The organism is Streptomyces sp. NPDC001744 (genome assembly GCF_042892575.1).
In the GTDB taxonomy this organism is placed as follows: domain Bacteria; phylum Actinomycetota; class Actinomycetes; order Streptomycetales; family Streptomycetaceae; genus Streptomyces.
Genome location: NZ_JBIAUG010000019.1, coordinates 1 through 11,631, shown reverse-complemented (window position 1 = coordinate 11,631; position 11,631 = coordinate 1). Strand labels below are relative to the sequence as shown.

7 protein-coding genes and 1 pseudogene are annotated in these 11,631 nt (G+C 67.9%); 5 read left to right on the top strand and 3 right to left on the bottom strand.

Going from position 1 to position 11,631, the window contains the following annotated elements; all coding sequences use genetic code 11:
• Positions 1 to 6 precede the first annotated feature (6 nt).
• On the bottom strand, positions 7 to 1,452 hold the full coding sequence (gene ngcE / locus ACFYZY_RS21880; RefSeq protein WP_388696640.1) for an N-acetylglucosamine/diacetylchitobiose ABC transporter substrate-binding protein: 1,446 nt from the start codon (positions 1,450 to 1,452) through the stop codon (positions 7 to 9).
• Between the two features lie 558 nt (positions 1,453 to 2,010).
• On the opposite strand from ngcE, the gene ACFYZY_RS21875 reads away from it, so the two are divergent.
• Complete coding sequence (locus tag ACFYZY_RS21875) at positions 2,011 to 2,949, top strand: FG-GAP repeat domain-containing protein (protein WP_388696639.1); 939 nt, start codon at positions 2,011 to 2,013, stop codon at positions 2,947 to 2,949.
• Between the two features lie 84 nt (positions 2,950 to 3,033).
• Here ACFYZY_RS21875 and acnA read toward each other — a convergent pair whose 3' ends face one another.
• Entirely contained in the window at positions 3,034 to 5,748 is a 2,715-nt protein-coding gene (gene acnA, locus ACFYZY_RS21870; protein WP_388696637.1) for an aconitate hydratase AcnA, read from the bottom strand.
• Between the two features lie 592 nt (positions 5,749 to 6,340).
• Between acnA and ACFYZY_RS21865 the strand changes: the two genes are divergently transcribed.
• The 4 genes from ACFYZY_RS21865 to ACFYZY_RS21850 all read left to right on the top strand — a co-directional run bounded on the left by ACFYZY_RS21865 (position 6,341) and on the right by ACFYZY_RS21850 (position 11,334).
• Entirely contained in the window at positions 6,341 to 7,162 is an 822-nt protein-coding gene (locus ACFYZY_RS21865; protein WP_388696635.1) for a DUF1963 domain-containing protein, read from the top strand.
• A gap of 301 nt (positions 7,163 to 7,463) precedes the next feature.
• Entirely contained in the window at positions 7,464 to 7,820 is a 357-nt protein-coding gene (locus tag ACFYZY_RS21860) for a VOC family protein (protein WP_388696633.1), read from the top strand.
• A gap of 51 nt (positions 7,821 to 7,871) precedes the next feature.
• Positions 7,872 to 9,401, top strand: coding sequence for a helix-turn-helix domain-containing protein (locus ACFYZY_RS21855; protein WP_388696631.1), 1,530 nt, complete (start codon positions 7,872 to 7,874; stop codon positions 9,399 to 9,401).
• 823 nt (positions 9,402 to 10,224) lie between these two features.
• Positions 10,225 to 11,334: a hypothetical protein gene (locus tag ACFYZY_RS21850; protein WP_388696628.1), complete on the top strand. Its 1,110-nt coding sequence runs from the start codon at positions 10,225 to 10,227 to the stop codon at positions 11,332 to 11,334.
• Positions 11,335 to 11,546: 212 nt separating this feature from the next.
• Here the strand turns inward: ACFYZY_RS21850 and ACFYZY_RS21845 are convergent.
• Positions 11,547 to 11,631: pseudogene (locus tag ACFYZY_RS21845) on the bottom strand (IS5/IS1182 family transposase); the annotation flags it as partial.

Sequence of the window (11,631 nt, the reverse complement as noted above, 5' to 3'; positions counted from 1 at the left end):
CAGTGGTCACTGGTGCTTGTAGTGCTTGATGCTCGAGTCCTTGGCCGCCTCGTCGGCGAACTTCTGGATCTTCTTGATCGTCTCGGCGGGGGTGGCGCGCCCGGCCATCATCTCGCCGATGCCGGCGACGCCGATCTTCTCCTTCTGGAGGGCGACGTACCAGTCCTGGAGGCGCGGGTTGACGACGTTCTGGCCCGCCTTCTCCAGAGCGACGACACCGGACTTCAGGCCCGGGGTCAGCTCGATGCCCTCGGTGCCGCCGTTGAAGGCCGACAGGGACTTCACCGACTGGGTGAAGTTCTTGGAGGACGCCTCGCTGAGCATGATGCGCAGCTGCTCCATGCCGCCCTCGGCGTTCTTCGCCTTGGCCGGGACGACGAAGGGCTCGCCGCCGGACGCCCAGATGGTGCCGAAGGGCATCTTGTCGGAGGCGTCGAGGCCGGTCGGGGCGGAGACGGCCAGGTTGAAGTCGGCCGGCATGGTCTTGGCGGCCTCGTTCTCGACCCAGGAGCCGTTCGGGATGAACAGCGCCTTGCCCTCGGTCCAGGCGGTCTGCGACTGGATGTGGTCGAGGCCGGGGGTGCCCTTGAGGATGTAGCCCTTCCGGACCAGCTCGTAGTACGCCTCGAAGCACGCCTTGACGGCGGGGTGCTCCCACGCCTTCGGCTCCAGGTTGTCGATGGCGTCCAGGACCTCGCGGCCGCCGACCTTGCCGATCATCGGGTAGAGCGAGAAGGGCACGTAGTACGGGTGCTTGCCCGCGTACGTCCAGCCGGCGATGCCCTTCTTCTTGGCCTTCTCGCAGACGGCCAGCATCTCGTCCCAGGTCTCCGGGTACTTGGCGTCGAGCGAGTCGAGCAGCTTCTGCGAGTACCAGACGCCGTAGACCGTGTAGGCGTAGTACAGGATCCACACCTGCTCGCCGTCGAACCGGCCCATCTCGACGATGCCGGGCCGCAGGGTGTCGCGGACCTTCTTCTTCGGGTCGTCGACGGAGGGCGCGTCGAGGAGCGGGGTGAGGTCCGCGAGCTGCTTCTGGCCGACGAGGACGCCCATGTCCATCTGCTCGGCGCCGGAGTTGTCGATGAGGTCCGGCGGGGTGCCGCCGTTGAAGCGCGGCTGCAGGGTGGTGGTGATCTTCTGGGTCGGGGTGAACTTGACCTTCGCCTTGGGGTAGTTGGTCTCGTAGACCTTGATCGCGTCCTTGGCGTACTGCTGCCCGAAACCGCCGTCGAAGAGGACGAAGTCGAGCGGGGCCGAGTCGTTCACGCCGAGGGGGTTCTTGTCGGACTTCGTCCCCTTCTCGACCTTTCCGTTGCCGCCGCCGTCACTGCTCGCACAGGCGGAGAGGAACCCCATGGTCGGTACGGAGATCAGACCGACAGCGACGGAACGCTTGATCAGATCGCGACGGCCAAGGCCCTCATTGGTCTGTGCGGAGGTGGATCCCATGCTCAAGTCCTCGCCTTCATTCAGGACTCAGGCGGTGTACCGGTCGCCCGTTCTCACTCGCCTCAGGCGAAGGGCCCCGCCACCGCGGTCATTTGCAGCCGGGTCGTGCACGCGTCGGGCCGTCGTTGGTGAATACGACGGGCTGGACGCGACAGGTATAGTCCACTTCCCTTCACCTGAGCAAGATCGAAAGCAGGTTTCGGCAGCCATCTTTCCCGAGTTGAGACCTGCGGGATGACCAGGCCGGATCTGCGGCGTTTCGTCCAACCACTCGTCGGCGGACACTCTTGACACCGCACCACTTCCACCCGTACTGGAGGCCATACGCGAAACCGGCGGCGCCGGGACGCACCACGTCCGGACATAACGGGACGACCGCCCGAGCGGCCAAAAGGACGAACGGGATATATGACCGGGATGGAAACAGCTGTGTCACAAACCTGTGGACCGGTGAAGATCTCGTGAGGAAGATACGAGATCATAGGGGTTCCGCCCGCTCCTCCTCGTGACGGACGCGCGGCGGAGACCGTCTTTTTCCACTCGGATCTGGAGTACTACGTGGCCAACTTTTCTGGCCTGAACCGTGCGGGCGCGCTGTCCCGCATCACGGTCGCGGCGATAACCGCCGCTCTCGTCGGCACCACCACGGCCGCGGTCGCGGCCGACGCGCCGCAGACGACCCTCCCGGTCAAGTCGGCGAAGCCGGCCGTCACCGCCCCGACCGCCTCCGCCGCGAACGCCGCGGCGGCGTCCGCCGAAGGCGAACTGCGCGCGCTGCAGGCCGTCTCCGGCTCGTCCCTCTACTGGTACGAGCCCAACGGCTCCGGCGGCTACGAGACCCGCCAGTACGGCAACAGCACCTGGAGCAACGTCAAGGCCGCCCAGCAGGCCGACAACGACGGCGACGGCATCGCCGACGACCTCTGGGCCTGGGGCACCGACGGCACCCTCGCGTACGGCGCGGGCGAGTCGACCTCGAACGAGCTCGTCCGCATCGGCGGCGGCTGGAACATGTACAACAAGGTGATCTCGCCCGGCCAGATCGGCGGCGCCGCGGCGGCGGACATCCTCGCCCGCGACGCGTCCGGCACCATGTGGGCGTACCTCGGCTACGGCAACGGCAAGCTCGCCACCCGCTACAGCATCGGCGGCGGCTGGAACGCCTACAGCCAGATCGCCGGCGTCGGCGACCTGAGCGGTGACGGCAAGACCGACATCCTCGGCATCGACAGCCGCGGTGACCTGTGGCTGCACAAGGGCACGGGCGACTACCGGAAGCCGTTCAACGGCCGCACCAAGATCGGCAGCAGCTGGGGCGTCTACAACACCGTCCTGGGCGTGGGCGACCTCGACTGGGACGGCCTCAACGACCTGGTCGCGCGCGACAAGGACGGCAAGCTCTACCGCTACTCCGGCACCGGCAACGCGACCGTGCCCTTCAAGACGCGTGCCCTGATCGGCAACGGCGGCTGGAACACCTACCGCTTCCTGTTCTGATCCTTCCGGCCGTCCGCGGTCACGAAAGGGCCCCGCTCCTCCTCCGAGGAGCGGGGCCCGCTTCGTACCGCCGGGTTCCGGGCGTCAGCCGCGGATCAGGTTGCGCAGCACGTACTGCATGATGCCGCCGTTGCGGTAGTAGTCCGCCTCGCCGGGCGTGTCGATGCGGACGACCGCGTCGAACTCGACACCGGTGTCGGTGGTGACCTTGACCGTGCGCGGCGTGGTGCCGTTGTTCAGCTCCTCGACGCCGGTGAAGGAGAAGGTCTCCTCGCCGGTCAGGCCGAGGCTCTCGGCGGACCGGCCCTCCGGGAACTGGAGCGGCAGGACGCCCATGCCGATGAGGTTCGAGCGGTGGATGCGCTCGTACGACTCGGCGATGACGACCTTGACGCCCAGGAGCGCGGTGCCCTTGGCGGCCCAGTCGCGGGACGAGCCGGAGCCGTACTCCTTGCCCGCGAGGATCGTGAGCGGGATGCCCTGCTCGATGTAGTTGCGGGAGGCGTCGTAGATGAACGACACCGGTCCGCCGTCCCGGGTGAAGTCGCGGGTGTAGCCGCCCTCGGTGCCCGGCGCGATCTGGTTGCGCAGGCGGATGTTGGCGAAGGTGCCGCGGATCATGACCTCGTGGTTGCCCCGGCGCGAGCCGTAGGAGTTGAAGTCACGACGCTCCACACCGTGCTCGGTGAGGTACTGGCCGGCCGGGGTGTCGGCCTTGATGGCACCGGCCGGGGAGATGTGGTCGGTGGTGACCGAGTCGCCGAGCTTCGCGAGCACGCGGGCGCCCGTGATGTCGGTGACCGGGGTGGTCTCCATCGTCATGCCCTCGAAGTACGGGGGCTTGCGGACGTAGGTGGACTCGGGGTCCCACTCGAAGGTGTTGCCGGTCGGGATCGACAGCGCCTGCCACTGGGCGTCGCCCGCGAAGACGTCCTGGTAGGACTTGTTGAACATGTCCTCGCCGATGGCGTTGGCGACGACGTCGTTGACCTCGGCCTCGGACGGCCAGATGTCCTTGAGGAAGACCGGGTTGCCCTCGGTGTCGGTGCCGAGCGCGTCCTTGGTGATGTCCACCTTCATGGAGCCCGCGATGGCGTACGCGACGACCAGCGGCGGGGAGGCCAGGTAGTTCATCTTGACGTCGGGGTTGATGCGGCCCTCGAAGTTCCGGTTGCCGGAGAGGACCGAGGTGACCGCGAGGTCGTGCTCGTTGACGGCCTTGGAGACCTCCTCCGGCAGCGGGCCGGAGTTGCCGATGCAGGTGGTGCAGCCGTAGCCGACGAGGTTGAAGCCGACCTTGTCGAGGTACGGGGTGAGGCCCGCCTTGTCGAAGTAGTCGGTGACGACCTTCGAGCCCGGGGCGAGGGTGGTCTTGACCCACGGCTTGCGGGTCAGACCCTTCTCCACGGCCTTCTTCGCCACGAGGGCGGCGGCGACCATGACGTACGGGTTCGAGGTGTTGGTGCAGGAGGTGATCGCGGCGACGGTGACGGCGCCGTGGTCGATCGTGTAGGTGGTGCCGTCGGGGGCGGTCACCTCGACCGGGTTCGACGGGGCGGTGCTGGCGATGGCCGGGGAGTCGGAGGCCGGGAAGGACTCCTTGCCCGCCTCGTCGACGCAGTCCACGTAGTTGCGGACGTCCTGCTTGAACTGCTCGGCGGCGTTGGCGAGGACGATGCGGTCCTGCGGACGCTTCGGGCCGGCGATGGAGGGGACGACCGTGGAGAGGTCGAGCTCCAGCTTCTCGGAGAAGTCGGGCTCGGCGGCCGGGTCGAGCCAGAGGCCCTGCTCCTTGGCGTACGCCTCGACGAGCGCGACCTGCTGCTCGTCACGGCCGGTGAGGCGCAGGTACTTCAGCGTCTCGTCGTCGATCGGGAAGATCGCGGCGGTGGAGCCGAACTCCGGCGACATGTTGCCGATGGTGGCGCGGTTCGCGAGGGAGGTGGCGGCGACGCCCTCGCCGTAGAACTCGACGAACTTGCCGACGACGCCGTGCTTGCGCAGCATCTCGGTGATCGTGAGGACCAGGTCGGTGGCGGTGGTGCCGGCCGGCAGCTCGCCGGTCAGCTTGAAGCCGACGACGCGCGGGATGAGCATGGAGACCGGCTGGCCGAGCATCGCGGCCTCGGCCTCGATGCCGCCGACGCCCCAGCCGAGCACGCCGAGGCCGTTGACCATGGTGGTGTGCGAGTCGGTGCCGACGAGGGTGTCGGGGTACGCCTGGCCGTTGCGGACCATGACCGTGCGGGCCAGGTGCTCGATGTTCACCTGGTGGACGATGCCGGTGCCGGGCGGGACGACCTTGAAGTCGTCGAAGGCGGTCTGGCCCCAGCGCAGGAACTGGTAGCGCTCCTTGTTGCGGCCGTACTCCAGCTCGACGTTCTGGCCGAACGCCTCCTTGGTGCCGAACTTGTCGGCGATGACCGAGTGGTCGATGACCAGCTCGGCCGGGGAGAGCGGGTTGACCTTCGCCGGGTTGCCGCCGAGCTCCTTGACGGCCTCGCGCATGGTGGCGAGGTCGACGACGCAGGGCACACCGGTGAAGTCCTGCATGATCACGCGGGCCGGCGTGAACTGGATCTCCTGGCTCGGCTGAGCCTGCGAGTCCCAGCCGCCGAGGGCCCGGATGTGGTCGGCGGTGATGTTCGCGCCGTCCTCGGTGCGGAGCAGGTTCTCCAGGAGGACCTTCAGGCTGTAAGGGAGGCGCGCGGAGCCCTCGACCTTGTCCAGCTTGAAGATCTCGTACGACTCGTCGCCCACGCGCAGCGTGCTGCGGGCGTCGAAGCTGTTCGCCGACACGACAGTCTCCTTCATCAATGTGCGCGTACTACCGTCATACTGCCGCCACGACTCCTCGTGAATCCGTTGAGGTAAGACTTAGTTAGGTAACCCTTACCAATCGGGCGGCCACGGTGCGCCGTAAGCAGTTATCTCGATGTCGAGATAACTCTAGTGCATCCCCGTCGCGCGGTCATGTCCGGACGCCCGCGATCTCACGCGGCGAAGGTTGAGCATCGTCACCGAAGGTCGGCGACCTCCGGGTTTTCTCACGGAAGGTCGAGTGATCGTTCCAGGCCGGCCGCCCGGGGAGACGGCGCACCACAGACGCCGTTCCCGATCCCGTCCGCCCCGGGCCCGGACCCGCCGCAGGGACTTGGACGAGCATCGCCGGACCCTTCGGGGGACGCCTTCGCGAGCCGGGCGGCCCGGCCACCGCCAACCAGATTGTGCGCGCCTACCGGACCAGGCTTCGGATCACCCGGAAGCGCGGTCAGCAGACGCAAGCCCTCCCGGCCGCCGGTGGTGAACGGCCTTCGCCGCCCCGGGGGCCACGGGGTTGTCGGCGGCGGAAACTACAGTCGCCGGTGTGACGGATGACGAGCTTCGGGAAATGCTGACCCCCTTTCGTACGCGGGCGGTTGAGGAGGGGTACCCATGGGAGGACATAGACCCGCTGCCGGCCGAAGAGGTGGACCGGTGGATCGGCCACGCCCGGCCCTGCGCGGTCCTCACCGGCGGCGGAGACGGGCCGGTCGCGGGCAGGTTCGGCGGACCGCTGCTGCTGCCCGCAGGGACCCCGGACCCCGCGCACCCGTACCTCGCGTCCGTCGACTTCGCCGCGCTGCCGAAGGACGCGACGGACCTCCCCCTGCCGCCCGACGGACGCCTGCTGCTCTTCGCGTCGCTCGACGAAACGGACGGCGACGGCAACTGCGGCCAGGCCGTTCACGTCCCGGCCGGCACACCGGTGGAGGAGCGCGACAAGAACACCTGGAACGGCCACCCCGGCGATGACCACTACCGGGAGATCGTCGATTCCTACCCGCAGGGCGAGTTGAGGGCCAGGACCGAACCGGACCTGCCGTATCACTCGCTTCCCGGGTTTCCGCACGCCGACGAGCTGGTCACTGTCTGGTGCGACACCTCTGACAGAAGAGGACATCTGCAGATCGGCGGATACGCGGACCAGGAGGACTCCGACCCGGACCCGCTGGAAATCATCGCGAGCCGCGCCGTCCGCCAGGCGAACCGGGGGCTGTGGGGCGGCGGCGAGCCGGTGTCGGGCGCCGTCGGGGACTGGGTTCTGCTGGCCCACTGGAAACCGGACATCAGTGGCCGGGAAGGCGCGGACGTGCAGTGGGGAATCCAGCGCGCAGACCTGGAGGCCCGTCGCTTCGACCGCACCTTCAGCACCGTCTACTGGAACCCCTGACCGGACCCGGCGGACGGCGTCCCCGGAATGGGCGCAGACGATCGGATGTGGGGGGGGTGCCGGAGCGGGTACCCGAGGACCGCTCAACCTTCGACGGGAGCCACTCGGCCTCCACCGCGACAGATCGCGGCCCGCGAAGCGCGGGGATCACCCCTCCGCCGCGCGGCGCCGCGCACACGGGCACGCCCCGGCCCTCCGCCCCGGGCCCGCACGCGCGGCCGTGACCCGTACGGGGCGCGGCCGTGCCCCGTACGGGCGCGGCCCGGTGGCCGTCCCCGCGCGGGGCGCCGAGGATCGGGGCATGTTCAGCGGCGTGCATGTGACCCTCTACACCCGGGACGCGGAGGCGGACCGCGACTTCCTCCGGGACGTCCTCGGCTTCGGGCACGTGGACGCCGGGCGCGGCTGGCTCGTCTTCGGACTGCCGCCCGCCGAGATCGCGGTGCTCCCCACGGAGAACGGGCCGCGGCAGGAGATGTACTTCATGTGCGACGACCTCACCCGCACCCTGACGGTCCTGGAGGACCGGGGCGCGGAGATCTCGCGGCCCATCAGCGACCAGGGGTGGGGGCTGCTCGCGGCCGTCCGGCTGCCGAGCGGGACCGAACTCCCCCTCTACGAACCGCATCACCCGACCGCGCACGGCCTTTCACCCTGACGGCCCACCCCCGCTTCGATCTTCATCTCATATCTGAGATAACGTGACGCCATGGCAGACGACTACCTCGTACGCATCGGCAAGCTCATCCGTGACGCCCGGCAGCACCGTGGCTGGACCCAGACGCAGCTCGCCGAGGCGCTGGCCACGAGCCAGAGCGCCGTCAACCGCATCGAACGCGGCAACCAGAACATCAGCCTTGAGATGATCGCCCGGATCGGCGAAGCCCTGGACAGCGAGATCGTGTCCCTGGGATACGCGGGCCCCATGCACCTCCGGGTCGTCGGCCGCCGCCGCCTCTCCGGTGCCATCGACGTCAAGACGAGCAAGAACGCCTGCGTCGCGCTGCTCTGCGCCTCGCTCCTCAACAAGGGCCGCACGGTCCTGCGCCGGGTCGCCCGCATCGAGGAGGTCTTCCGGCTCCTGGAGGTCCTCCACTCCATCGGCGTGCGCACCCGCTGGATCAACGAGGGCGTGGACCTGGAGATCGTGCCGCCGACCGAGCTGGACATGGAGTCGATCGACTCCGAGGCCGCCATCCGCACCCGCTCGATCATCATGTTCCTCGGCCCGCTGCTGCACCGCATGGACCGCTTCCGGCTGCCGTACGCCGGCGGCTGCGACCTCGGCACCCGCACGATCGAGCCGCACATGATCGCGCTGCGCCGCTTCGGCCTGGAGGTCACGGCCACCGAGGGCATCTACCACGCCCAGGTCGAGCGCTCGGTCTCCCCCGGCCGCCCGATCGTCCTGACCGAACGCGGCGACACGGTCACCGAGAACGCGCTGCTCGCCGCCGCCCGGCACAACGGCGTGACCGTCATCCGCAACGCCTCGTCCAACTACATGGTCCAGGACCTCTGCTTCTTCCTGGAGGCCCTCGGCGTCCGGGTGGACGGCATCGGCACCACCACCCTGACCGTCCACGGCGTGCCACAGATCGACGTGGACGTCGACTACTCCCCCTCCGAGGACCCGGTCGAGGCGATGAGCCTGCTGGCCGCCGCCGTCGTGACCGAGTCGGAGCTGACGATCCGCCGGGTCCCGATCGAGTTCATGGAGATCGAGCTCGCCGTCCTGGAGGAGATGGGCCTCGACCACGACCGCTCGGCCGAGTACTCCGCCGACAACGGCCGTACGCGCCTGGTCGACCTGACGGTCCGCCCCTCCAAGCTGGAGGCGCCGATCGACAAGATCCACCCCATGCCGTTCCCCGGCCTGAACATCGACAACGTCCCCTTCTTCGCGGCCATCGCGGCCACGGCGCAGGGCAAGACCCTGATCCACGACTGGGTCTACGACAACCGCGCGATCTACCTCACCGACCTCAACCGCCTCGGCGGCCGCCTCCAGCTCCTCGACCCCCACCGCGTCCTGGTGGAGGGCCCGACCCGCTGGCGCGCCGCCGAGATGATGTGCCCGCCGGCCCTCCGCCCGGCCGTGGTCGTCCTCCTGGCGATGATGGCGGCCGAGGGCACGTCGGTCCTCCGGAACGTGTACGTCATCAACCGGGGGTACGAGGACCTGGCGGAGCGGCTGAACTCGGTGGGGGCGCAGATCGAGATCTTCCGGGACATCTGAAGGTCTTGAGAAAGGACGCCGCCACACCTCCTCCGGACTGCGTAAACGCGAGGATCGAGGGGGCGTGGCGGCGCCTCTGGGACTTTTCCGGGATTCTCGATCGGGACCGAAGGCGTCATCCTGCAGGCCGGAACAAGTCTGGGAAAATGGCCGGGGCAGTGCCTTTTCCGGGCTCATCGCCCCGTGTACGGGCACCCGGAGCGTCGTGAGGCCCCGGCGCCGGAGGCCGGCGAAGCCGCATGCGGACAAGGGTGACGACTACGACCACCTGCGCCGATGGCTCCGCGAGCGGGGCGTCCCCCACCGCATCGCCCGCGAGGGAATCGAGTCCTCGCAGCGACCGGGCCGACATCACCGGGCGGCCGAAGAACCGTGTCCTGGCCGGCGTACCGCCGCCCCCTCCACCGGCGGTACGAACGCGAGACCGAACGCTTCCTCGCCTTCGTCGGCATGGCCGCGACCACGCAGGCCCCTATGCGTTCGGACGGAGGCCCTTCCACCTCGCCGTCGATGTGGCGGTCGTACAGGCTGCTGAAGACTCGACCGGCGGTCCTGTCGTCCGTCGGCCTGTCGCCTTCCCAGACAACCAGGTCGTCACTCATGCCCCCGGAGACTTCCACACCGTACTGACACTCGCCCTGCCGTTCGGCAGTACGAACCTCAGCCGAGGGAAACGGCGTCCAAGGACGATCCGGGGCGACGTTAGCGGGACGTTGCCGGCCGCTGCCAGGATCGGTGGCTGCGCCCGCGTACGTCGGCGCGCACTCAGCTGCCACCCTCCGCCGGCTGTGGTGCCGGTCGTAGCGTCCCGAGAGAGGATCCGATGCACGTCAACGGCCAAGAACAGATACCGGACGGCAAGAAGCCCACCAGTCCTGCCCGAACGCATGGGCCGGGCGGCGGCACCGCTGCCGGTCTCCTCGCTCTCCAGAGCACCGCGGGTAACGCCGCCGTCGTCCAGATGCTCCGAGCGGCCGACCACTCCTGGTCCCAGGACCAGCATCGCCACAACGCGGGTTGCGACAACCAGCAGACCGGACAGCCGGCGGTGCAGCGCTCGACGCAGGCACTTTCAGGACCTCTACGAGGTGATTCCGCAAGCGCATCGGCGTCGACCTCTGTCCAGCGGAAGGTTCCGGGAGGCGGCGCACCTGAGGAACATTATGCGGACAATCCGTCCGCACACCCGGAATGGGCCTTGTTTCAAGGTTTGATGAAGACCGCGGGGTTCTCCCAGGATACGGTGGAGGGACTGTGGCAGCTCATCCTGGGCGGCCTGAAGGAACAAGAGAACATCAACGCCGGATGGAAATCGGAGAAACTCACCAGGGCGGAGCTGCGCCCTCTGCTCGACAGCAACGGATGGTACGAGCAGGGAATCAAAATGCTGCGCGAAAACAAGGGTTTCGTGACGCCCAACATGGCGCTGTGGTCCGGCGGACTCGACGTATGCAAGTACGCGGAAACAAAAGGCTATACGCCAATGGAATTCACCCGGGCAGGGAAGGTGCTCAACGAGTTGGAGTACCACAAGGACTGGCGGCTGCAAGGACCGCTGTGGAACCTCCTGTCGAAGTTCTACGTCTCACAGGCGACCGGACCGGTCCACATATTCCTGCGCAGCTACAGCCCCGAAAGTGTCCTCATCGGGCAGGAAGTTCCTCAACTGCAACAGCTGCAGCGATTCCGGCCCGACGTCGAGCTCATCTGGCATCCCCTTTATACGACCGAGGACGGGACCATCAGGGAGATCTCCCGGGATCGCACACTGGTCGACGATTCCACGTTCCCCACGCGAGATTCATGCGTTGCCGCACTGTACGATTTCTTGCGATACCACCACGATGAGGGTAACCAGAAGGCGGCATGGTCGCATCGAGAAATGGGCGAAGACCTGGAGAAGAACATCAACACGAACGGCATGAAGTCGTAATTATGTGTGTCCAGGACCTGGTGGGACGAGCGGGACGAACCCGCTGTCGCCGAACGTGTCCCTGAACTCTCCCCTCTCGAGGACTGGCGGATCCTCACCGAACTCCGCACCGCCCCCGCCCACGACCAGCACGAGCACGCACACCCCGAGGACCGATCACACCAGCCCTTCGGCCTGCGACGTCAAGTCGGCGGAGGCTCAGTGAGCCTTTTTCATCCTGAATAGTTGCAGGTCAGGAGGGTGTGGATGGCTTGGACGATGGTGCCGATGCGTCGGGTGGAGCATCTGGCCCGGCGG